Origin of the sequence: Pedobacter glucosidilyticus DSM 23534 (assembly GCF_000425145.1) — a bacterium.
In the GTDB taxonomy this organism is placed as follows: Bacteria; Bacteroidota; Bacteroidia; order Sphingobacteriales; family Sphingobacteriaceae; genus Pseudopedobacter; species Pseudopedobacter glucosidilyticus.
On the sequence record NZ_KE384312.1, the window covers coordinates 59,754 to 85,702 of the forward strand.

A 25,949-nucleotide genomic window follows, 5' to 3' on the forward strand; every position below is an offset into this window, starting at 1 on the left:
ACAGCTTTATTTATAAAAGGAGAAGATTATGGGAGTGAAAAGTTTCATATTAGCTATTTCATTAGCAGTTGTTTTTTTATTTGCTAGTTGTAAAAAGAATAATGTTTCAACAAAAGAAGATGTAGTCATCAATCCACCACCTGTGGGTAATGATAATGTTCCTGTAAAAGTAACAGAAACAGCTTTTGCTTTCCCTGGTGCAGAAGGTGCAGGTAAAAATACAACTGGCGGTAGAGGAGGAAGAGTTATTAAAGTGACTAATCTTAATGATAGCGGAACAGGAAGTTTAAGAGCTGCTATAGAGACAACAGGGCCGCGGATTGTAGTTTTTGAAGTATCTGGTAATATTAAACTAAGAAGCAGGTTACAAATCAGAAATGGAGACCTTACCATTGCCGGGCAAACAGCTCCTGGAGACGGGATATGCTTACAAGACTATGAAACTAATATAACGGCTAATAATGTAATCATCCGTTACCTAAGATTTAGATTAGGAGACACCAACGTAGCCACTATAGAAAGTGATGCTTTATGGGGCAGAGAAATTGAAAACATTGTTTTAGACCATTGCTCTATGAGTTGGTCTATAGATGAAACTGCATCCTTTTACCATACCAAAAACTTTACCATGCAATGGTGCTTCATTACGGAGAGTATGAACAACTCTGGCCATGTCAAAGGTGCACATGGTTATGGCGGTATTTGGGGGGGTAACCCAGCAACTTTTCATCATAACTTAATAGCGCACCATACAAACAGAAATCCACGCTTTGATGGAGGAAAACGATACAGTAATGGAAGTGGTACGGGTTTAAGTAAATATGGTGCAGATAAAATAGATTATCGGAATAATGTTGTTTATAACTGGAGCGGTAATAGTACTTATGGCGGAGAAAATGGCGAGTATAACATGGTAAATAATTACTATAAATATGGTCCTGCTACCCCAACAAATAGAAGAAATAGAATTATGCAAGTTTCTAAAGATAATGCTACTTCTGCTCCAAATCCCACAGAATATGGCTTAGGTTATGGAACTTTTTATATCGCAGGAAATTTTGTTTTTGGCAACGCAGCGGTTACAGCAGATAATTGGACAGGAGGTGTCGATTTTGATTCGGGTATTACAAGAACAATGGCGCAAAGAACAACACCGTTTCCTGCAACAGATATACCAGTACATAGTGCAGAACAAGCCTTCGAAGCAGTATTAACTTATGGTGGGGCAAGTTTAAAACGTGATGCTATAGATACCCGAATTGTTGGAGAGGTTAGAAATGGTACAGCAACATTTAGCGGTTCTGTATCAAGGCTTTTAGGTATAATAGATAAACAAAGCGATGTAGGTGGTTGGCCATTTTTAACACAAACCAGTGTTTTAACTGATACCGATGGTGATGGGATGCCTGATGATTGGGAAAAAGCTAAGAAGTTAGACCATACCAAAGCCAATGCTAGTAGCAAAGATTTAAGCACAGGATACGATAATATTGAAGTTTATGTCAATAGTTTAGTCGGTACTATCACAGAAAATCAGTATAAATAATATCATTATTGTATGAAATATAAGGGATTACTTTTTGTATTATTCGTGTTTGGTTTTATTGCAATAGCATGTAAGAAAAAAGGTAGTACACCAGAAGAACCTGTAAAACCACCTACTGGTCCAACACCGGTAAATGAGGTAGCACTAGCTTTCCCTGGTGCAGAAGGTTTTGCTAAAAATATTACAGGCGGACGTGGAGGTAGAGTTATTAAAGTAACCAATCTTAACGATGCAGGTACCGGAAGTTTACGAGCAGCAATAGAAGCTACAGGTGCAAGAATTATAGTGTTTGAAGTTTCTGGAACTATTGTTTTAAAAAGCCGACTTCTTATAAGAAATGGTGATGTCACCATAGCTGGACAAACAGCACCTGGAGATGGGATATGTTTAAGAGATTATGAGGTGGGTGTTGATGCTGATAATGTAATTATTAGATTTCTTAGGTTTAGAATGGGCGATGCTGCTCAGCAAGAAGGAGATGCACTAGGTGGCAGATTCAGGAAAAGAATTATGGTAGATCATTGTTCTATGAGTTGGTCTACTGATGAATGCGTGTCTTTTTACGCAAATGAAGATTTTACTTTACAATGGTGTATCATTGCAGAAAGCTTAAGGAACTCTGTACATGGGAAAGGGGCGCATGGTTATGGCGGAATTTGGGGTGGTAGAAGAGCCTCATTTCATCATAACTTAATGGCTAATCATGATAGTAGAAATCCAAGACTTGGAGAAGAAGCAGGTAAAGCTTTTGCCTTAACAGATTTGGTGGATGTTAGAAATAACGTATTCTATAACTGGGGTAATAATAGCATGTATGGCGGCGAAGCCATGAATGTTAACATTGTAAATAATTACTATAAACCCGGACCCGCTACTTCAAAAAACGAGCGCATATTATCTATAGACAAAAATAAAACTACAGGTACCGAAGTATTTGATATATGGGGTAAATTTTATGTAGATGGTAATTTTGTAGATGGAAGCACAAGAGCAACTAATGATAACTGGACTTTTGGAGTTTATAATCAATTTCATAACAGTTACGGTACAATTTCAGAAGCAGATAAAGCCAGTATGCGTTTAGCAAGTGCTTTACAAATCAATAATAACGTAACCACTCACTCTGCTTCAACAGCTTATGAGAGAGTTTTAGAATATGCAGGAGCATCATTTAAAAGAGACGCTGTAGATGCCAGAATTGTACTTCATGTTAAGAATAAAACTTTTACTGCACAAGGTTCTAATGGTAGTACCAATGGTATTATAGATACACAAACAGATGTTGGTGCTTGGCCAATACTCAATCAAACTGCTGTTTTAACTGATACCGATGGTGATGGCATGCCTGATGATTGGGAAAAAGCGAAAAAATTAAATCATACCAAAGCCAATGCTAATGGCAGAGATTTAAGTACTGGTTATGATAATATTGAGGTTTACATCAATAGTATTGTTAGCACCATAACAGAAAATCAGATTAAATAAATGGAAAAAATATATAGCCTAATAAGCATCTTTTTTTTATTTACGATGGCTGCTATTGCACAGCCTATAGCTTTTCCTGATGCAGAAGGGTTTGGTAAATATACCACTGGCGGTAGAGGAGGAAAAGTTTATGTAGTAAGCAACTTAGATGATGATGGCGAAGGGAGTTTAAGAGCAGCAGTAACAGCTAAACACCCCAGAATGGTAGTTTTTGCTATATCCGGAACTATACATCTAAAATCTCGATTAAATATCAGTAAAAATATAACCATAGCAGGCCAAACCGCACCTGGTGATGGTATTTGTATTGCCGATTATCCCGTTAGTTTAGTTGGGGATAATATCATCATCAGATATTTACGCTTTAGATTAGGAGACCGTTACCAAAATAAAGGTAAGGTCCCTGGTTCTGGTAGCGATGATGCTATGAGTATCTCTAAAAGAAAAAATGTAATAATAGATCATTGTAGTTTTAGTTGGAGTACCGATGAAGTTTTATCAGCCTATGGCGGAGATAGCACTACGTTACAATGGAATATTATCTCAGAGCCATTAAACTATTCTTACCATTTTGAAGATGGTGATACCGATTTTGAAAAACATGGTTACGGAGGTATTTGGGGTGGTTCAAATTTATCTGCACATCATAATCTTTTTATCCATTGTAACAGCAGATCACCTAGGTTTAACGGTGCTCGTTTAGGTGCAACAGATGAATTTGTTGATTTTAGAAATAACGTTATCTACAACTGGGGGCATAATAATATTTACGGAGGCGAGGGAGGTCAATATAATATTGTTAATAATTATTACAAGTTTGGGCCATCAACCAATAAAAATGTATTATACAGAATTGTTAATCCTTCGGTAGATAAAAATGGTAAACATGGGCAATTTTATGTGGCCGGAAATGTAGTTTACAAAGCATCAGAAACTACAAAAAATAATCGTAAAGGAGTTCATTTTGATAAAAAAGCTGATAGCTTAAGTAAAGAAAAAGCTATTGTTAAACAGTCTTTTAAAGTTTTGGATGATGTAAATCAATCCGCAAAGAAAGCTTATAAATTAGTTCTAAAAGGCGTAGGTGCAAGTTATAAAAGAGATACTTTAGATAGCAGATTGATAAACGATGTTAAGAAACAAAAAGGTAAAATTATCGATGTACAAGGCGGCTTTAAACATGGTACACCGTATGAGCTAAGTAAAATTGCTTGGCCATTTTTAGCGTCGGGAAATTCAAAAATAGATACAGATAGAGATGGTATGCCTGATGATTGGGAAGTTAGAAATAAACTAAATCCTAAATCGGCTGATGACCATCATTTATATACTTTAAATAAAGATTATACCAACTTAGAAGTATATATCAACAGCTTAATAAAGTAATTTATACAGCGTATGAAGTTCCTCAAACAGATAGGATTTGTTTTTATCATTGCTATTATCTTAGCTTTTAATCAAGCAAAGGATAAAACAACTATTTATTTGATTGGCGATTCTACCATGTCTCAAAAAAGCAAAAAGGCCTATCCAGAAACTGGCTGGGGAATGCCTTTTACCCATTTTTTTGATTCTACCGTAGTGGTAGAAAATCATGCTCAAAATGGAAGAAGTACAAGAACTTTTATAGAAGAGAACAGGTGGCAGCCTATTGTAGAGAAATTAAAAAAAGGAGATTACGTATTTATCCAATTTGGGCATAATGACGAGGTAACAACTAAAAAGAGCTATACGACAGAAAAAGATTTTAAGGCCAATCTCTTAAGATTTGTGAAAGAAACCAGATCAAAAAAAGCTATCCCTGTTTTAATTACGCCGGTTGCCAGAAGAAAATTTAATACTGATGGTAAGATTGTGGATACACATGAAATTTACGCAGCTTTGGTAAAAGAAGTAGCGCAGAAAAATAAAGTTCTTTTGATAGATTTATCTTCAAGTAGTATGAAACTACTTCAAGATTTTGGAGTAGAAAAATCAGCTTATTTATTTAACCATTTAGCACCTGGCCAAAATCCTAATTACCCAAATGGTAAAATAGATGACACACATTTTAACGAGTTAGGAGCTCGTTACATGGCGCAGTTGGTATTGGCAGAAATAAAATTGCTAAACTTAGCTATTAGATCAAAAATCATTAAACCTGAAAAAAAATAGCCATGATAAGAATCTATATTTTAGCTATTGCTTTCATCCTGAGTTCATTTAAAATTGTTGAAAATAAGCCTTTAACAATCTGGTTAATTGGAGATTCTACTATGGCAGAAAAACCTACAAATAAATTTCCTGAACATGGCTGGGGGATGCCTTTTGCCAACTATTTTAACCATGCTGTACAAGTAAAAAATAAAGCTAAAAACGGTAGAAGTACCAGAACATTTTTGCAAGAAAATCTTTGGCAACCCATTGTAGATTCTTTACAAGAAGGAGATTATGTTTTTATACAATTTGGACATAATGATGAAAGTCAGAAACATGCTGATAGATATACTTCTCCGGAAGATTATAGAATTAATCTATTAAAGTTTATTAACGAAACAAGGTCTAAAAAAGCAAATCCAATTTTGGTAACTCCTGTTTCTAGAAGATATTTTGATAAAGAAGGAAAAATAAAACAAACACATTTACCTTATTCTGAAGTAGTAAGAGCATTAGCAAAAGAGCAGCAAGTTAATATGATTGATTTAGATGAGATGAGTAGAGATTTATATCAGCAATTTGGTGATGAAGGGTCTAAATTATTATTTCTTGATTTTCCGGCAGGACAACATCCAAACTACCCAGAAGGGGCTAAAGATGGGACGCATTTTAATGACTATGGCGCCAGAAGAATTGCAGAATTGGTGCTGCAAGAGATAAAAAAACAGCAAATTGGTTTAACAACATATATTGTAAAATAATGCGTAATTTTTTAAAGTATCTTTTCTTTTCGATGATGTTTATATCTCAAATACATCTAGCTAAAGCTAAAGATTACCATTTTATTGTTGATGCAAAAGGTAAAGGAGATTTTAAAACCGTACAAGAGGCTATAAACGCAGTTCCTGATTTCAGAAAGCAAACAACCATTATTTATATTAAAAATGGTGTTTACAAAGAAAAATTAATTTTACCGGGCTCAAAAAAAATGGTAAAATTTATAGGTGAAAGTAAAGAAAAAACGATTTTAACTTTTGATGATTTTGCCGCTAAGCTTAATAAGTTTGGTGAGCCTATAGGTACATCAGGATCTTCTTCTTTTTATATTTACGGAGATGACTTTAGTGCCGAAAACATCACGTTTCAAAATTCATCTGGTCCGGTTGGGCAAGCAGTAGCTGTACAAGTTATAGGTGACCGTATACATTTCAAAAATTGCAGATTTCTAGGCTATCAGGATACACTTTATACCTACGGATATGGCAGCAGGCAATACTATGAAAACTGTTATATAGAGGGTACAACCGATTTTATTTTTGGTGCTGCAACAGCTTTATTTAAATCTTGCGAGATTTACAGTAAAAAAGGAGGTTCGTTTGTTACAGCAGCATCAACTCCGGATAGTATTAAGTTCGGCTATGTGTTTATAAATTGTAAACTCACCGGCGATGCGCCAGAAAAATCTGTTTATTTAGGTAGGCCATGGCGTCCTTACGCTAAAACCGTTTTTATTCATTGCGATTTAGGCAAGCATATCAAACCAGAAGGTTGGGATTTTTGGGGAAAAGAAAGTAATAAACTTACAGCATTTTATGCCGAGTATCAAAACAAAGGCGAAGGTTTTAAACCAGAGCAGCGTGTGAATTGGTCTTTACAATTGACAGAAAATCAGATAGATAGTTATAGTGTGAATTTAATTTTACGAGATTGGATGCCTAAATAATGTAAGATAAACTTGTTCAAGACAAGTGGTTTTTGAATGTTAGCTAAGACGATAGGCCTGAGAATCTATCGTCTTTTTTTATTTTCTTTTTACTACATCGTTCCCGGCAACGATTGCACAGATTTATTTGTCTAAATGCCTGTTTTTCAATAAAAAACTTAGTAGAATTGAATAACCAATTAAATAAATCTAAACTTAAAATCATTTTAGTAAAGCCAATTTACATGATGCTCTAAGAGCTTAGATTTTTAAGATTAACCAATTAATAAATTTTAATTTCTAGATTATGATTAAAAAATTACTTTATTCTTTTGTCGTAGTTGTTTTATTTACGGCTAAGGTTTTCTCTCAATCACCTGCATCAGCTGTATGGCAGCCAGCTAGTGGCAGTAATATTCCAGGTAATGTAGTTACTACAGGTGATATACAAGCTAATGAGCAAGCGGGCACAATGGAAGCTTTTACTTATTCTACCTCAGTGACAGCTGTAAATGATGCTACTGGCTGGCAAAGGACAAGGTCATCTGCAACAGCACCAGGATTACCTTTTGGTAATGTTTATGATCCAAATTTTTATCTAGAATATCGAGTTAAGCCTGCAACAGGCAAGTATCTTAGAGTAACAGATTTAAGTTTATCAGTATTAGGTGGAGGTACCGGGAATTGCCGTGTTTTAGTTAAGTATTCAAAAGATGGTACTAACTTCTCAAATATGCCTGTTTCTGGTTCATATTTCTTGGTTGAGGGTACTGCGGTATCTTACGCTGCCACAGAAACAGAGCCTGTTGTTCTTATTAATACAGGTGGTACAGCATTGCCAGAAAGTAAGCGTAGATTGTCTTTTACTGGGATCAATATCAATTTAGACTTAGATGAAACTTTCTATGTAAGATTATATCCTTATTTAACGGATTTAACTGCCGGGTCTACAAGATATTTAATGAGTAGACAAATGGTTATTTCAGCATTATCAAGTACTACTACTCTACCTTTAGACTTCCTTTCTTTCTCTGCTAAACCATCAACTTTTGGAAGTGTTGATTTAGATTGGAAAACAACCAATGAGGTAAATACCAAAAATTTCGAAGTTCAAAGCAGAACAGCTAACTCGGAATTTAAAACCATAGGTTTTGTGGATAGTAAAAACACTGCTGGAGTTCATAATTATTCTTTTACAGATAGCAAGCCTCTAGCATCTACTGTGTATTACAGAATAAAGCAAGTAGATAAGGATGGCGAATTTGATTATAGTGATGTTAAATCGGTTAATCTTAAACAAGATATTTCATTAGCAGTATATCCTAACCCTGTAAGTGATGTATTAAGTGTTAAACACCCAACTTCTGTAAATCGTGTAACTATAATCAATTTAGAGGGTAAAAAATTGTTAGAAAAAACAGTTGCTAATGATACTATTTCTACGGATATAAATGTGGCAAGTTTACAAGTTGGTACTTATATCGTTGTAGTAGATACTAATGGAGAACAATCTTCGACAAAGTTTATTAAAAAATAGCCTATTACTTCTTAACTAAGAAGGCATGTTTCTTATCTGATGCATGCCTTTATTTAGTCCGTTATTTCTTTCAAATGGAAAAGTTTTACTTGTTCATATTGGTTGTTTTTTGCCTGAATGTTAAGGATTTATATGCCGCTCAATATACGGTTGGTACTGTTACAGAACTTAGAAGTGCTATTTCTGCTGTCCAAGCTGGCGATGTGATTTTATTAAACGGAGGGACTTATACGTTCACGACAAGGTTAGAAATTAAAAATAAAAGTGGCAATGTTACACAAAAAATTACGCTTATGGCTAATCCAAGTAGTGTAACCAGACCAAAATTTGATTTCTCTGCCATGCCAGAAAATAGTAGTAATGTTGGCGTATTGGTAGAAAATTCAAATTATTGGCACATCAAAGGAATAGATATTTTTAAAGCTGGAGATAACGGCCTACAAATAAAGTCGTCAAATAATAATATCATAGAGTTTTGTACTTTTTCAGAATGTGCTGATTCTGGTTTACAGATTGATAATGGTTCGGCATCCAATCTCATTCTAAATTGCGATTCTTTCTTTAATGCCGATTCTAGCCTAGAAAATGCAGACGGATTTGCTTGCAAACTAACCGCTGGTACGGGTAATATTTTTAGAGGATGCAGGGCATGGCAAAATTTAGATGATGGCTGGGATGGTTACTTGAGAGGGGCAGATAATATCAGTACTACTTATGAAAATTGCTGGGCTTTTGATAATGGAAAACTAAAATCCGGAGCTGTTAGCGGAGGCGATGGTAACGGTTTTAAAACCGGTGGTAGTGATCTTAAAGATTTAAAGCACAACGCAGTTTTAAAAAATTGTTTGGCTGTTGGTAATATTAGTAAAGGCTTTGATCATAACAGTAACAGAGGCGAAGTAACCTTATTTAATTGTGCTGCTACAGGTAATGCTAGTAATATGGGCTTTAGTAATACCAATCCTTTAAGTAAACTTACTATCAAAAATAGTTTAGTATTAGGTAGTACAGGTTCTGTAAATGCTACTGTATTAGATGTTACCAATAACAGTTGGAATAGCAGCCCGGCAGTAAGCGTAACAGCGGCAGATTTTGCAAGTGTAGATGCAGCAGATTTAAAATTACCAAGAAAGTCAGATGGCAGTTTACCTGATATTAATTTCTTTAAACTGCTTGCAAATAGTGATTTAGTAGACAGAGGTATAGACGTGGGTTTAACTTTTTCAGGTTCTGCACCAGATATTGGAGCTTTTGAATATGTTGCACCTCTTCCTTTAGATTTATTGAAGTTTGAAGCACAAAGAATGATTAATCAATCAACTGTGAAATTAACATGGTTAACTACGAATGAGGTAAATACAAAAGATTTTGAAGTTCTTAGAAGAGGCGATGATACTCCTTTTGTTAAAATTCATACCCAAACAGCAAAAAATACTTCAGGTATCCATTATTATGAGTTTATAGATAAAAATCCACCGTTAGGAAAAGCGTACTATCAGCTTAAGCAAAATGATAAAGATGGAAAGTTTACTTTAAGTGATGTGGTTTTTGTGGCAGGATTTACATCTGCTAACATCTTTTCAATATATCCGAATCCAGTACAAGAGATAATGAATATAAAAAGTCTTGAGGAGCTAAGAGGAGTCAAAATTATATTTGAAAATCTGCTTGGGCAAAAAATATTTGAGGATACTTTAAACTTTGTAGTTGGAGAAAACCCAATAAATATTCAATACCTACCACAGAGTATTTATACAATGTATGTCGTAAAAAATCATGATGTGCTACTGGTAAAAAAAGTAGTAAAAAAATAACAATCAAGCTTGATTTCATGACTCGCTCTATTACTAGCGGACAAGATAATCAGGAGCAAAATCAATTAAACCTAATTTTATGAAAAGAATAATTTACGCAATTTTTCTATCTATTTTAGTAGTTTCTAGTGCGGCAGCGCAAAGCGTTACTGCTACTTGGTCGCTATTAACCAATACTTCCGGATCAGTTTCAGCGGGAGGATTAACATTAAGTAACCAAAACTTAGGAAGTGCTATATCTGGTGTTCAATATGGCTCTACTTTTGGAACTGTAACAGGATGGCAAAGGGTTGCCTCAACTGTAACTTTACCTACTAGTTATCAAGCAAATTCATATGTTGAATATGCAGTTACAGTACCTGCAGGTAAAAAAATCACGATTAGTAATATTAATTTTAGTGCATTAGGAGGTGGAACAAGCGGTGCAAGAATGGCTGTTTTTTACTCTTTAAATGGTTTTCTAAACTCATCTTCTGCTGGGGCTATAAGTTATAATAATACAAGTTATGCTAATGATACAGGAGCTGGAGCAGTAAGTTTATTAAATACAAGTACAACCCCTCTTACAGGGCAAGAGGTCGCTAACATAAACACAAATATAGAAGTAGGTCAAAACAAAACGTTTACCATAAGAATTTATGTATGGGCAGGTTCAACAGGTAGATATTTTACCTCTAAAGATTTTAAGTTAACAGGAGTTATAGCAGATGACACTACACCTGTTTTACCTCGTTATACCGTTAACACAATAGTTAATAATAATGGTGCGGGTACAGTTATTAAAACTCCCAACAGTACTGATTATGAACAAGGTTCTTCTCTTAGTATACAAGCAGTAGCCAATTTTGGTTATAGATTTGTAAAATGGATTAATACGGATAACAATGCAGATTTATCTACAGCCAATCCGTATGTATTCACAGTTAATGCCTCACAAAATATTACAGCTGTTTTTGAGACTCTCACTACATACAGTTTTACTCTTAATAAAATTGGTTCTAACTGGGGTGAAGTTAATTTATCTCCAGCCCCAACAAATGGAAGATATGTTGAAGGTACAGAAGTAACCATGACAGTTATTCCTAATCGGGTAACTAGTTTTAGCTATTGGGATGATAATTCTACAGCATTACAAAAAATTATAACTATTAATTCTGATAAAACTTTTACAGCAACTTTTGATGAAATTCCTTTTATTGTTGGCTGGGATTTTAAAGCAGAGAACCCTAAAATTAATCGTACTGGAGATTTTTACTCAGAGTCTAGTAATACCGGGTTGATAGCTATATATGAGCCAAATGGTACAGCTGTTAACTGGTTATCAAATACGGGTTCTTTTTCTCCTGCCTATCCTAATCTAAGATTTTGGACAGCTGGCACAAGTTTTAACACAACCAGAAGATATCTCAAAGCTCAATTTGCTACAACTGGTTATAAAAATATTCAGGTAAAATCTATGATTACGGCTAATTACCAAGCCTATTCTGTACAAAAACTACAATATTCTTTAGATGATATTAGCTATACAGATGTTGCAAGTGTCGATATCACAAGCGTTTACAATACAGCTTGGAAAGACTTAAATGTTACTTTACCTGTTGCAGCAGAAGGACAAGCTAGGGTTTATTTAAAATGGATTGCTGATACTTCTAGCCCTATTTTAGGAAATTCAACAGATAATGATGGGACGGCATTTACCAATATTTTTGTTTTTGCAGATAAAGAAATTGTAAACGATACAGATGCGCCTTTATTAATATCAACTGTGCCTGTATCATCTTCAAGCACAGCAACCATCAATGGGTCTATAGTACTTACTTTTAATGAGAAAGTTAAATTAGGTACTGGTAATATTACACTTGGAAGTACTGTATTAACACCGGTTTTTGGGTCTAAAACAGCAACTTTTGCTTACGAAAAACTAAATTATAACACTTCATATACTTTTACAGTTCCAGCTGGAGCTTTAACAGATATGTCTGGTAATCCTTATGCTGGCACAAACATTACTTTTACAACAGCTAGCCGTACACAACCAACAAGAAAATTATTTGATGCCGTTGTTGCAAAAGATGGTTCTGGTGATTATACCTCAGTAATTGATGCTATTGCTGCTGCTCCAACATCCAGAACTACACCTTGGGTAATTTTCATTAAAAATGGTAAATATACTGGTCATCATGATATCCCAACCAATAAACCTTTTATACACTTAATAGGCCAAAGCAGAAATGGAGTTATCATCTCTGATAATAGATTATCTGGCGCAAATAACATCGGTGCAACGGTATATCATGTAAGTCAAGGTGCAACCATGGTTGTAAATTCAAAAGATTGCTATTTCGAGAATATTATTTTTGAAAACAGTTATGGTTTCGAGACGCAAGCAGGGCCACAAGCTTTAGCTTTATATACCACAACAGATAAGTTTGCAATGAATAATTGCTACTTAAGAAGCTATCAAGATACTTATTTAACTGCCTACAGCAGCATTGCTGATAGACATTACATCAAAAACTCTAGAATAGAAGGTGCTGTAGATTTTATTTATGGTGGTGGCGATGTGTTTTTTGATAAAGATACTTTAACCATGACGCGAAAAGACGGCGGATATATTGTAGCACCAAGTCATGGCAATGGTACAGCTTGGGGTTATGTATTTAGTAATTGTGTAATTAATGAATCAGTTGTAACTGGTGCTACATCTTACTTTGGCAGGCCTTGGCAAAATGCCCCTAAAACAGTTTTTATCAATACCAAACTATTAACCGGCATTTATGCAGCAGGTTGGTATTATAAAATGGGTGCTATTCCGGCTGTGTTTGCAGACTATAATACGGTTAACGCCCAAGGTAATCCGGTAGATTTAAGTCAGCGTATTTCTAATTACGAGTACGATGTGAAAGATGCAAATGGTAACGTAACCAGTACAGTAACTGGTGTGGCTAAAAAATCTTTAACTGATACAGAGGCTGCAAGTTATACCTATGAAAATGTGATTCTTAGAAGTGGTGATGTTTGGGATCCTAGGTTAATAGCCGAAGCTCCAGATAAGCCTGCAAATTTGCAACGTAGTGGTAATACCCTGTCATGGAATGATGTACCTTATACGCGTTTGTATGTAATTACTAGAAATAATAATGTGATAGGATTTTCACTAACCAATAGTTTTACAGATAATACGGCTGTTAGTAATACCAATTATACTTATACAGTGCAGGCAGCAAGCGAGTATGGCGCTTTAAGTCTAGCTTCTACGCCATATCAAACTTTACCTCTTAAACTTTTAAGCTTTCAAGCACAAGCTGTAAGACAAGGTAAAGAGGTTGCTTTAAAATGGACTACTACACAAGAAATTAATACCGCAAGTTTTGATATAGAAAGAAGTGTTGATGGACAGGTGTTTAACAAGATTGGTAATATAAAAGCACAAAATAAGAGTGGTAATTTAAATTATCAATTTACTGATTTCTCACCTCTTAAAGGTGTTAGTTATTACCGCTTAAAACAAATAGATTTAGATGCAAAGTTTGAATATAGTCCTATAGAAGCGGTTGATATTACAAATAATCAGATTATTATTTACCCTAATCCAGTAAGTTCTGAGTTAGCTATCTCTCATTTAGGAGCAAAAGCAGTTGGCAAGCTTAGTATCTTTAATAGTTTAGGTAAAGAGGTTTTAAAAATTGATGGACTGAAATCAGAAAATCAAACTAAAGTTGATGTTTCTACACTTCAATCTGGTGTTTATTTCATCCAACTCTATATCGGTAAAGAAATATTTACAAGTAAATTTATCAAACAATAAAGAATAAGCTTTAATCAAGGGTTTAGGTTTATGAACTTAAACCCTTTTTTTCATTTTATGCGTTTAGCATATCCGGTATCGATTGCATAGTTTATCTGGCAGAAGTTCCAACATCTTGAATTTTTTTATGTAGAATTGCAGAAGAAGCCAATTTTATAATCATCATGAATAAACATTTTCTTAAAAGCTTATTACTATCTGTAGCTTACTTTTCTGTTCAAACCATTTCTGCTCAGGAATATGTTTCAAAAGTTTGGGTGGCCGATTTAGGCAATGGGAAATATAAAAATCCCGTTTTAAATGCTGATTATTCAGACCCTGATGCTATCCGCGTAGGCGATGATTTTTATATGATTTCATCAAGCTTTAACCATATACCGGGTTTGCCTTTATTACACTCTAAAGATTTGGTAAACTGGACTATCCTTACGCATGTTCTACCAAAGCAAATTCCGGCAGAAACTTTTAAGAAAGTTCAACATGGTAATGGTGTTTGGGCACCAGCTATACGTTTTCATAAAAACGAGTATTATATTTATTATCCAGACCCAGATTTTGGAATTTATGTAACCAAAGCCAGTAACCCAGCTGGTCCGTGGTCTACACCAGAATTAATTTATGAGGGCAAAGGTTTAATAGATCCTTGTCCGCTTTGGGATGAAGATGGTAAAACTTATCTCGTACATGCTTATGCAGGCAGCAGGGCAGGTATTAAAAGCGTCATAGCCATTGCGCCTATGAACCAAGAAGGTACCAAAGTAACCGGGCAAAGTGTAATTGTTTATGATGGGCATGAGGATGACCCAACCATAGAAGGGCCTAAGTTTTATAAAAGAAACGGTTATTACTACATATTTGCTCCGGCAGGGGGTGTGCCAACAGGTTGGCAATTAATCTTGAGGTCTAAAAATATTTATGGCCCTTATGAACGTAAGAATGTTCTAGACCAAGGCAAAAGCCCAATTAATGGTCCACACCAAGGCGCTTGGGTTGATACCCAAACAGGTGAAGATTGGTTTCTACATTTTCAAGACAAAGAAGCTTATGGCAGGGTAGTACACCTACAACCCATGAAATGGGTAAAAGACTGGCCAGTTATTGGTGAAGATAAAGATGGCGATGGAAAAGGCGAACCTGTTTTGGTTTATAAAAAGCCAAATGTTGGTAAAAATTGGCCTGTGCAAACACCAGCCGAGTCTGATGATTTTAATAGCCCAATTTTAGGTAAGCAATGGCAATGGCAGGCAAATGCAGATGGTACATGGGCTTTTGCAGGTAACAAGGGTAATTTAAGGTTGTATACCAAACAAATACCTGCAGAAGCAAAAAGTTTATGGGATGTACCTAACATTTTAGGGCAGAAATTTCCTGCCGATAATTTTCAAGTAACAACAAAAATCACCTTTACCCCAAATGATAAGTTAGAAAATGAAAAAGTTGGCTTAATCATCCTAGGGCAAGATTACAGCACCCTATTCCTAAAAAGCAAAAAGGATGGTATTTATTTAGGATATGGTTTATGTAAAGGAGCTGTAAAAGGTAAAGAAGAAGTGGAAAGCATCATCAGTAAAATAGATACTAAAACGGTGTATTTCAGAGTTCAAGTGAGTAATGGCGGTATTTGTAAATGGTTTTACAGTACAGATAATAAGAAGTTTTTACCTATTGCAGAGCCTTTTACTGCATTGCCAGGTAAATGGGTAGGTGCTAAAGTTGGACTTTACGCTGTTAGAAACACACAAATTAATGATTCTGGCTATGCCGATGTAGATTGGTTTCATGTAGAGCCTATTAAATAATGAAAAGAATGAGATATTTTTTAAGTGTAGTTTTACTCTTGTTGAGTATCGCCTTAAAGGCACAAATTAAGGTAAATAATGTTGCAGAAATTTTGGCTGCTGTAAAAGTTGCTAAAGCCGGAGATATCATTTTGGTAAAAGGAGGCGAGTATAAATTTGATGTTCGTATCAACTTAAATTCCTCTGGTACGGCAGAAAAACCGATTAAATTAATGGCAGCAGATTTAGCAAATCGGCCGAAATTTGATTTTTCTGCGCAGCTAGAAGCTGATGCAAACCAAGGTATCGCTTTAAGGGGAAGTTATTGGCACCTAAAGGGTATTGATATTTATAATGCTGGCGATAATGGCTTAATCATCAATGGTGGAAGTTATAATGTTATCGAGTTTTGTACCTTCTCAGAATGTGCCGATACGGGTTTACAAATTAGCGGTGGAGCAACTCAAAATCTTATCTTAAACTGCGATTCTTATTTCAATGCTGATGCTAAAGTAGAAAATGCTGATGGTTTTGCATGTAAACTTGATGCCGGAACTGGTAATACTTTTAATGGTTGCAGAGCATGGCAAAATTTAGATGATGGTTGGGATGGTTACCTCAAAAAAACAGATAATATCACCACAACTTATGAAAATTGCTGGGCTTTCCTAAATGGAATGTTAAAAGATGGTACAGCCGGTAAAGGTGATGGAAATGGCTTTAAATCTGGAGGTAGTGATGATAAACTCCTTAAGCATCATGCTGTTTATAAAAATTGTATCGCAGCTGCTAATCTAAAAAAAGGTTTTGACCATAACAGCAATCGTGGCGAGGTAACTTTATTAAACTGTTTAGCTTTTGATAATAAGCAAAGCAATATGGGTTTTGGTAGTAAAAATCCATTAGCAAAATTAACGATAAAAAATACTCAGGTTATAGGTGAGGTGGGCAGCTTAAATGCTGATGTAACGGATATCAGTAATAACAGTTGGCAAAAGCCTACAGCTAAGCAAAAAGTTTTAAATATTCAGGATTTGTTAAAGCCTCGTCAAGCAGATGGTAGTCTACCTCACATTTCATTTTTTGATTAATTGATATGAAGTCTGTATTATCTTTTTTTCTATGTTGCTTAAGCATCACCATTTTACAAGCGCAGCCTAAAGTTTACCCATCAAAATTTACGGTTGCACAAGATGGTAGCGGAGATTTTAAAACCATCCAAGAGGCAGTAAATGCTGTAAGAGACCATTCAGAACAGAAAGTCACCATCACCATTAAGCCAGGTATCTACAAAGAGAAATTGGTTATCCCCACATGGAAAAGAAACATCATCCTTTTAGGAGAAAATAAAGAAAACACCATCATTAGCCATGATGATTATTCTGGCAAACCCTTTCATGGAACTGATATTACCGGAAATCCAAAATTTAGCACTTATACTTCTTATACCGTTTTAATTGCAGGGAGCGATTGCGAATTACAAAATTTAACTATAGAAAACACTGCGGGACCAGTTGGCCAAGCTGTTGCGTTACACATAGAAGGCGATAGAACAGCCGTTAAAAATTGCGATATAAAAGGTCATCAAGATACTTTGTATGTAGCTAAAGATGGCGCAAGAAATTATTTTGAAAATTGTACCATTAGCGGCACTACCGATTTTATTTTTGGTGCAGCCACAGCATGGTTTCAAAATTGTGCAATCATTAGTATCAAAGATTCTTATATTACGGCGGCTTCCACCACCTCTCAAACAAGTTGTGGCTTTATTTTTATGAATTGTAAGTTGCTTGCCGCAGATGATCAAGTCAGAAAAGTTTTCTTAGGCAGACCATGGCGCCCTCATGCTAAAACGGTATTTATCTCCACTTTTATGGATAAACATATCAGACCAGAAGGTTGGGATAATTGGCGAGACCCTGCTAATGAAAGCACCGTTTTTTATGCAGAATATGGAAGTAGTGGACCTGGTGCTTTTGTACAGGAACGTGTGAAATGGGCACATCAAATAAAGAAGAAAGATTTAAAAACCTACACCATTAACCAAGTCTTTAAAGGATGGCAGCCTTTTAAATAAGGATTCTAATGGTTAGTTTTAGAAAAATTATAAACTAACATCATGAAAAAACTACTTTTTACATTTTTGTTTTTTGTAGCCTTAAAGGCCGATGCACAGCACAAGCTAACGCAAATTTGGAAATCTGCAGATAGTATTCCGGTACCAGAATCTGTCTTGTATTCTGCTAAAGAGAAACTTTTATACGTGTCTCAGATAGATGGTGGCGGTAGCGAAAAAGATGGAAAAGGTGCTATTGGTAAGCTAACTTTAGATGGTAAAACCATCAATTTAAACTGGGTAACTGGGCTTAACGCACCAAAAGGAATTGGCGTTTATAAAAACACCATGTACGTGGCAGATTTAACTGAAGTAGTGGTGATAGATATGAAAGCTGCTAAAATTACCAATCGTATTACAGTACCAGAAACCGAGTTTTTAAACGATGTTACTGTAGATGATAAAGGCGTTGTTTATGTGTCTGATACACGTAAAAGAAAGGTTTTTCGTATCGTTAATAACACTCCTGAACTTTATTTAGAAGATGTTAAAAGTGTAAACGGACTAAAAGCTATAGGTACAGATTTATACATTTTAGCGGGTCCAGAATTGTGGAAAGCTAATGCTAAAAAAGAGCTTACTAAACTAGCAGAAGGCTTTGAATTAGGTGGCGATGGACTAGAGCCTGTTAAAGACGGAGAGTTTTTAGTTTCTTGTTGGGGAGGTCTAATTTACTACGTAACTGTAAGCGGTAAAGTAGAAAAATTACTAGATACCAGAGCCGAAAAAATTAATACTGCTGATATTGGTTACGACCCTGTAAAGCGTATCGTTTATGTTCCAACTTTTCTTAAAAATTCTGTTTTAGCTTTCAAGCTAGACTAAAATATTTTAAATATTTCTCCTTTAATCTTATCTAAGATTAAAGGAGAATTTTCTTATCAGAAACACAAAAGAAACTCTTCTTCTGATGAGCTTGTCTGCCCAATGTAAAATATGCTAAAGTACTCGTAATTTTTTACGCAAACCTTCCCGGTAACGATTGCACAAATAAATACCCCCAAATACGCATAGGCTTTACTAAATTTCGTTAAAATTGTTGTTTAAAGGTCTAAAATCAATTATTGAAGCCTTTAAGATTCTTATAAACCTGATCAAATTTTAAATATTAGTACAATATGGAGCCAATAATTTTTGGTTATAAAATTAACGATATGATGATTAAAAGAATTAAAAGAATGATGATTTCGGGCTTAGTATTGTGTACCCTTATTTCATCATCTGTTGCGCAAGAAAATAGGCAAAAGCAAATAACAGATTCACTAGCTTTCATTAAAACTTTTAATGTTAAAATGCCTATTATAAAAACGCCTGTTTTTAAAAAAGATACTTTTGATATTGTAAAATATGGCGCTAAGCCTGATGGTGTAACGCTAAACACTAGCAGTATTAACCAAGCTATAGAGGCTTGTAGCAAAAACGGTGGAGGCATTGTTTTACTCAATGAAGGTGTTTGGCTTACTGGGCCTCTTTACCTGAAAAGCAACGTAAACTTACATTTAAGAAGTGGCGCTCTATTACTTTTTACTACAGATAAAAGCCAATATAAATTAATAGAAGGTAGCTGGGAGGGTAAACCAGCTGTGGTTAATGAAGCGCCAATATCGGGCTACAATTTAGAAAATATAGCTATTACCGGTGCCGGAATAATAGATGGCAATGGTGATGCTTGGAGATTTGTGAAGAAAAGTAAATTAAACGAATCTCAATGGAAAAATTTGGTTGCTTCTGGTGGTGTGGTAGATAAAGATGGTAAAAATTGGTTTCCATCCGTAAGTTATCAGAAAGGCTTCAATACTAAAGATGCTACAGTGATAAAGCCCGGTACCAAACCAGAAGATTATACAGAAATGAAAGATTTCTATCGCCCTAATTTACTGGTTTTAAACAGCTGTAAAAAAGTATTGTTAGAAGGTGTTACTTTTCAAAACTCACCAGCATGGAATCTTCATCCCTTAATGTGTCAAGATTTAACGGTAAGAAATATCCTGGTAAGAAATCCATGGTATGCACAAAATGGAGATGGTATTGATGTAGAATCTTGTAAAAATGTTCTTATAGAAGATTCTGTTTTTGACGTTGGCGATGATGGTATTTGCATTAAATCTGGCAGAGATGAAGCGGGTAGAAAAAGAGGTATGCCAACAGAAGAAGTAATTGTAAGAAATAATGTGGTTTACCATGCTCATGGAGGTTTCGTTATTGGTAGTGAGATGTCTGGTGGGGCAAGAAACCTATTTGTTTACAACAACTCTTTTATAGGTACTGATATTGGCTTACGATTTAAAACCACTCGTGGTCGTGGTGGGGTGGTGGAAAAAATCTACATCGCCAATACCTTTATGAAAAACATCCCGGGCGATGCTATTTTGTTTGATATGTATTATGCCGCAATAGACCCAGTACCTATGGCTGGCGAGCAAAGAGCAGCACCTAAAGTAGAATTTTTACCCGTTACAGAGGCTACACCACAGTTTAAAGATTTTTACATCAAAAATGTGGTTTGTATAGGTGCAGAGAAAGGTATTTTCATGAGGGGGATTCCAGAAATGAATATCCAAAACATCAATTTAGAAGATGTTACCATTAAATCTAAAATTGGTATCGAGTTAATTGAAGCTACTAATATCAACCTAAAAAATATCCATTTGGTAAGTGATGTAACTAATCCTTTGATTTTAGTAGAAAATAGCAAACAAATCAACATCAGCGGTTTAAAATCAGATACAGAAATCCAAAACTTAATAACCCTATCTGGCGATAGAACCGAGGCTGTTTCTCTTGCAGGCCCATCTGTTACCACAGCAAAAGATAAGGTGAAATTTAATTTCGGAGCAAAGCCTAAATCGCTAAAAATTAATAAATAAGAAATGATGAAGCGTTTTATAATAGCATTTTTAGCAGGAAGTATGGGTTTAGCTTCTTGCTCTACCACTCGTCAAATTTCTTATCAGCAGAAGCCACTGGCGCAAGAACTGTCTAAAACAGTGATGCATAAATGGTCTTTTCCTATAGAAAATAATAGCAGACCATTAAAGTGGACTTATGAAACTGGCGTTTTTTTAGAAGGCATCACCAATGTTTGGAAAAGCACTGCCGATGCTACTTATTTCAACTACGTACAACGCTGTATGGATATGTTTGTAGAAGCTGATGGAACCATCAAAACCTATAAACTATTAGATTATAATATTGACAACATCCGTACAGGAAGAGCTTTATTGATGCTTTATCGCGTTACAGGAAAAGAGAAGTATTACAAAGCAGCAGCCCAACTAAGAAAACAATTGCAAGAGCACCCTAGAACCAAAGAGGGTAGCTATTGGCATAAGAAAATATATCCGCACCAAGTTTGGCTAGATGGTTTATACATGGGTATGCCATTTTATGCCGAGTGGGCACAACTTTTTAACGAACCAGAAGCATTTAATGATATCGCTAACCAATTTATACATATAGAGAAAGTTGCTCGCGATCCAAAAACTGGGTTAATTTATCATGGTTGGGATGAGTCTAGAGAACAAAGATGGTCAAATAAAGAAACCGGAAATTCGCCACATTTTTGGGGACGAGCCATGGGTTGGTACGGTATGGCTATGGTTGATGTTTTAGACCATTTTCCAGTAAATCATCCCAAAAGAGAAGAAATTGTAGCTGTTTTAAATCGCTTTGCAGCAGCTATAGAAGCCTCTCAAGATAAAAAAAGCGGCTTATGGTATCAGGTGATGAATATGCCTGATGGTAAAGGAAACTATTTAGAAGCTTCTGCCTCTTGTATGTTTGTTTATACTTTGGCAAAAGGTATTAGACTAGGTGTTTTACCAACAAAATACGAAGCCATTGCTCAAAAAGCTTATACAGGTATCCAAAAACAATTTTTAGAGACTGATGCTGAAGGTTTTTTACACCTAAACGGTACTGTAAGTGTGGCTGGTTTAGGCGGTAAACCTTATCGTGATGGTAGTTATGAGTACTACTTAAGCGAAAAAGTAATTCAGGATGATCCTAAAGGCATGGGCGCTTTCATCTTAGCTGCTAATGAAATGCAAACCAGAAATAATCCTCAAGTAGGCAAGGGTAAAACCGTTTTGTTAGATAATTATTTCAATAACGAGTTCCGTAAAAATATCATTGGCCAACAAGAAAGTTTCCATTACGTATGGGATGAAATGGATAACAATGGCTTCTCTTTACTAGGGGAGCATATTACTTATACCGGAGCTAAACTAGCAACTTTAAAAGCAGCACCAACAGCAGCTAATTTAGCTCAAGCCAACGTCTATATCATTGTAGACCCAGATACTGAGAAAGAAACCACTAATCCTAATTTTATGGATGCTTCATCAATTCAGGAAATTAAAAATTGGGTTGGCCAAGGTGGAACTTTAGTTTTGATGGCTAATGATGAAAAAAATGCCGAGCTGGATAAGTTTAACAAGCTGGCAGAGGTTTTTGGCATTCAGTATAAAAAAGAATTAAAAAACCCGGTAACGGGCAACCAGTATGAAATGGGAGCTATACCTGTTCCTGCCGGAAATGAAATTTTTAAATCGGCCAAGAAACTATACCTAAAAGAAATTAGTACCCTTCAACTTCAATCCCCTGCAAAGGCAGTTTTAACCCATAATAATGATGTGGTTATGGCAACTGCTAAGTATGGTAAGGGTTTGGTATTTGCCGTTGGCGACCCTTGGCTGTACAATGAATATGTAGATGGCAGAAAGCTTCCTTCGGATTTTGATAATCTTACGGCAGCTAAAGAATTATTCCACTGGTTATTAAAGCTAACATCCTCAAAATAAACAATCTCTCAAAAATGCAATTATCACAAAGCAATTTAAAAGACATTAACGCTCAAGTGGTAGGTAAACCAAATACAAATATATTTGATTTACCTGCTAAAGTATTACAATTTGGCACCGGCGTGTTATTACGCGGTTTGCCAGATTATTATATAGATAAGGCCAATAAAGCCGGAATTTTTAATGGTCGAGTTGTAGTCGTAAAATCTACCGATACAGGTTCTACCAAAGAATTTGATGAGCAAGACGCTTTATACACCGTTTGCGTACGTGGTATAGAAAACGGTAAAAAAATAGAAGAAAACATCATTAATGCCTCTATTAGTAAAGTTTTGGTGGCAGGTACACAATGGCAAGAAGTATTAGATTTTGCTGCCTCACCACATCTTCAAGTTATCGTATCAAACACTACAGAAGTAGGAATTCAATTGGTAGAAGACGATGTTCATGCACATCCCCCAGTATCTTTCCCAGGAAAGTTGTTAGCTGTTTTATTTCATCGTTATAAAATATTTAATGGCGCAGAAGACAGAGGTTTAGTTATCGTTCCTACGGAGCTTATTCCTGATAATGCCACCAAGTTAAAAGACATCCTTTTAAAGCAAGCTAAGAAAAACCAATTGCCACAAGATTTCATAAATTGGATGCAAAACAGCAATCAATTTTGTAATTCTTTGGTAGATAGAATTGTACCCGGCAAACCTGATGCTGCTGCTTTAGAAAACCTACAACAAGAATTAGGTTACACCGATAATTTACTTACCATGTCTGAAGTTTATAGTCTTTGGGCTATAGAGGGCGACGAAAAAGTAAAGCAAAAGCTTTCTTTTGCTGAGGCTGATAAAGGTGTAGTCATCACTCCTGATATCAATTTACATCGCGAGCTAAAACTTCGTTTGTTAAACGGTACACATACCCTAAGCTGCGGGGTAGCGTATTTAGCAGGGTTTGAGACTGTAAAATCAGCTATGGATAATGAGGACATGGAAAATTTCATTGCCGATTTGATGAAAGCTGAAATAGCCCTAGCCATACCTTATCAAGTTACAACTGACGTTACGGATGATTTTGCTGACAAAGTTTTAGACAGGTTCAGAAACCCACACATCAAACATCAATGGTTAAGTATCAGTATGAACTATACTTCCAAACTGAAAATGAGGGTAGTACCATTATTGCTAAACCATTACGAGAAATTTACACATGTACCGCAATTAATTGCTTTTGGTTTTGCAGCATACATTCGTTTTGTTGAAGGTAAGCAGGAAGGCGATAAATTTTATGGAGAGCTTAACGGTACAACATATCATATCAATGATGATAAAGCCGCCTATGTGAACGATATTTTAATAAAGCATCAAGATAGTAAAGTAGAAGCTGTTTTAGCAGATAATTTTCTTTGGGGAGATTCTTTAGCCGAGCTTCCGGGCTTTGTAAAAGCAGTTAACAAGTATTACGAAGAAATAAAAAAATCATCTGTAAGTACTTTATTGAAACAATTTAAGAGCAGTAAAGCACAGGCATAACCATGAGACAACGTATTTTAAAAGTTCATCCAAATGATAATGTAATTGTTGCCTTAACTGATATTAAAGCGGGCGAACAATTAAGCTACCAAAATGAAAATTATACCGTTTTAGACGATGTACAGGCTAAACATAAATTTCTTACTACTGATTTAAAAGCAGGAGAAGAGGTTATCATGTATGGTGTTTTGGTTGGTAAAGCACAAACAGATTTGAAAAGAGGAAACGTTATAACCACTTCGAATCTTAAGCATGCTGCTTTAGGTTTTGAAACCGGAGAGCGTAAAACAGATTGGGTTAAACCCGATGTTTCTGCATGGCAAAATCGTACTTTCATGGGTTTCCACCGCGAAGATGGTAGCGTAGGTACAGCAAATTATTGGTTGGTTATCCCGATGGTTTTTTGCGAAAACAGAAATATTGATGTGCTACAAGAAACCTTAACCGGAAGCTTAGGTTACAAAAGGAAAAACAACTATCAATCACAAGCAGAGCAACTGATAGCTCTTTATAAAAATGGCGCAAAAACAGATGAGCTTTTACAGGCCGAAGTTTTTGTAGAAGAAACTCATCAAAAAGCAGAACGTGTTTTTCCTAACGTAGACGGAATTAAATTCTTAAAACACGAAGGCGGTTGTGGTGGTATCAGGCAAGATTCAGAAACTTTATGCGGCCTTTTAGCAGGATACATTACACATCCAAATTGTGCTGGCGCAACTGTTTTAAGTTTGGGATGTCAAAACGCTCAGGTATCTATTTTACAAGCAGAAATTGCTAAAAGAGACCCTAATTTTTCTAAACCTTTATACATTTTAGAACAACAAAAAATTGGAACTGAAGCTGATATGCTTTCATGGGCTATCAAGCAAACTTTAGCAGGTTTAGCTAAAGCCAACGAGTGTACACGTCAACCAGCACCTATAAGTAAAATTACTATAGGTTTAGAATGCGGTGGTTCTGATGGTTTTTCGGGTATTTCTGCAAATCCGGCTATAGGCTATACTTCTGATTTGTTAGTTGCTTTGGGTGGTACGGTAATTTTAGCAGAGTTTCCTGAGCTTTGCGGGGTAGAGCAAAATATCAGTGATAGATGCACTTCTGTAGAACAAGCAGAACGCTTTAACCAATTGATGCGTATTTACGAGAAAAGAGTTGTTGAAGCTGGTTCTGGTTTTGATATGAACCCATCTCCTGGAAATATAAAAGATGGTTTAATTACAGATGCTATAAAATCTGCCGGAGCAGCCAAAAAAGGCGGAACTTCTCCGGTTGTAGAGGTTTTGGATTATCCTGAAAAGGTAACTAAACCCGGTTTAAATTTACTTTGTACACCTGGTAATGATGTAGAAAGCACAACGGCCGAGGTTGGTTCTGGTGCTAATATAGTTTTATTCACTACTGGTTTAGGTACTCCAACCGGAAACCCAATTGTGCCAGTTGTAAAATTATCAAGCAATACCACTTTATATAACCGTATGAGCGATATTATCGATATCAATACAGGTACTGTTATAGAAGGTGAAGAAACTATTGAAGAAGCCGGAGCAAGAATTTTAGATTATGTTATTGCAGTTGCCAGCGGCGAAATTGAAGTTTGCGCAGTAAAACACGGTCAGGATGATTTTATTCCTTGGAAACGCGGTGTTTCTTTATAGAAATTATAATTAAATAGAGAGGGAAGCCGGTTATGCACATGCAT

The 25,949-nt window shown here is 35.6% G+C and carries 17 protein-coding genes; all 17 read left to right on the top strand.

Annotated elements, in window-relative coordinates; all coding sequences use genetic code 11:
• The first annotated feature begins 28 nt into the window (after positions 1-28).
• The 17 genes from H510_RS0114875 to H510_RS0114955 all read left to right on the top strand — a co-directional run bounded on the left by H510_RS0114875 (position 29) and on the right by H510_RS0114955 (position 25,905).
• Complete coding sequence (locus tag H510_RS0114875) at positions 29-1,546, top strand: pectate lyase family protein (protein WP_026905038.1); 1,518 nt, start codon at positions 29-31, stop codon at positions 1,544-1,546.
• Between the two features lie 12 nt (positions 1,547-1,558).
• Complete coding sequence (locus H510_RS0114880) at positions 1,559-3,031, top strand: pectate lyase family protein (protein WP_026905039.1); 1,473 nt, start codon at positions 1,559-1,561, stop codon at positions 3,029-3,031.
• Complete coding sequence (locus H510_RS0114885; RefSeq protein WP_026905040.1) at positions 3,032-4,417, top strand: pectate lyase family protein; 1,386 nt, start codon at positions 3,032-3,034, stop codon at positions 4,415-4,417.
• Positions 4,418-4,429: 12 nt separating this feature from the next.
• Positions 4,430-5,185 carry a rhamnogalacturonan acetylesterase gene (locus H510_RS0114890; protein WP_026905041.1) on the top strand — a complete coding sequence of 252 codons (756 nt, stop codon included), beginning with the start codon at positions 4,430-4,432 and terminating at the stop codon, positions 5,183-5,185.
• A gap of 2 nt (positions 5,186-5,187) precedes the next feature.
• Positions 5,188-5,928: a rhamnogalacturonan acetylesterase gene (locus H510_RS0114895; protein ID WP_026905042.1), complete on the top strand. Its 741-nt coding sequence runs from the start codon at positions 5,188-5,190 to the stop codon at positions 5,926-5,928.
• Between the two features lie 32 nt (positions 5,929-5,960).
• Entirely contained in the window at positions 5,961-6,890 is a 930-nt protein-coding gene (locus H510_RS0114900) for a pectinesterase family protein (RefSeq protein ID WP_425413808.1), read from the top strand.
• A 286-nt stretch (positions 6,891-7,176) separates the two neighbouring features.
• Complete coding sequence (locus H510_RS0114905) at positions 7,177-8,406, top strand: T9SS type A sorting domain-containing protein (protein ID WP_026905044.1); 1,230 nt, start codon at positions 7,177-7,179, stop codon at positions 8,404-8,406.
• 74 nt (positions 8,407-8,480) lie between these two features.
• Positions 8,481-10,220, top strand: coding sequence for a right-handed parallel beta-helix repeat-containing protein (locus H510_RS19695; RefSeq protein ID WP_051291282.1), 1,740 nt, complete (start codon positions 8,481-8,483; stop codon positions 10,218-10,220).
• 79 nt (positions 10,221-10,299) lie between these two features.
• Positions 10,300-14,028 (top strand): pectinesterase family protein, encoded by a 3,729-nt coding sequence (locus tag H510_RS19080; RefSeq protein ID WP_051291284.1) that lies wholly within the window; start codon positions 10,300-10,302, stop codon positions 14,026-14,028.
• Between the two features lie 164 nt (positions 14,029-14,192).
• The gene (locus H510_RS0114920) at positions 14,193-15,827 is read left to right on the top strand and encodes a glycoside hydrolase family 43 protein (RefSeq protein WP_026905045.1); all 1,635 of its coding nucleotides are present in this window, start codon (positions 14,193-14,195) and stop codon (positions 15,825-15,827) included.
• 8 nt (positions 15,828-15,835) lie between these two features.
• Positions 15,836-16,897 carry a right-handed parallel beta-helix repeat-containing protein gene (locus H510_RS19085; RefSeq protein WP_162143084.1) on the top strand — a complete coding sequence of 354 codons (1,062 nt, stop codon included), beginning with the start codon at positions 15,836-15,838 and terminating at the stop codon, positions 16,895-16,897.
• Between the two features lie 5 nt (positions 16,898-16,902).
• Positions 16,903-17,883 carry a pectinesterase family protein gene (locus H510_RS0114930; protein WP_036693085.1) on the top strand — a complete coding sequence of 327 codons (981 nt, stop codon included), beginning with the start codon at positions 16,903-16,905 and terminating at the stop codon, positions 17,881-17,883.
• A 42-nt stretch (positions 17,884-17,925) separates the two neighbouring features.
• The gene (locus H510_RS0114935; protein WP_026905047.1) at positions 17,926-18,747 is read left to right on the top strand and encodes an SMP-30/gluconolactonase/LRE family protein; all 822 of its coding nucleotides are present in this window, start codon (positions 17,926-17,928) and stop codon (positions 18,745-18,747) included.
• A 293-nt stretch (positions 18,748-19,040) separates the two neighbouring features.
• Positions 19,041-20,789 carry a glycoside hydrolase family 28 protein gene (locus H510_RS0114940; protein ID WP_245584844.1) on the top strand — a complete coding sequence of 583 codons (1,749 nt, stop codon included), beginning with the start codon at positions 19,041-19,043 and terminating at the stop codon, positions 20,787-20,789.
• 3 nt (positions 20,790-20,792) lie between these two features.
• Positions 20,793-22,724 (top strand): glycoside hydrolase family 88/105 protein, encoded by a 1,932-nt coding sequence (locus tag H510_RS0114945; protein WP_026905049.1) that lies wholly within the window; start codon positions 20,793-20,795, stop codon positions 22,722-22,724.
• Between the two features lie 14 nt (positions 22,725-22,738).
• Positions 22,739-24,250, top strand: a complete 1,512-nt coding sequence (locus H510_RS0114950) for a tagaturonate reductase (protein WP_036693090.1) — start codon at positions 22,739-22,741, stop codon at positions 24,248-24,250.
• 2 nt (positions 24,251-24,252) lie between these two features.
• Complete coding sequence (locus tag H510_RS0114955; protein ID WP_026905051.1) at positions 24,253-25,905, top strand: UxaA family hydrolase; 1,653 nt, start codon at positions 24,253-24,255, stop codon at positions 25,903-25,905.
• Positions 25,906-25,949 lie beyond the last annotated feature (44 nt).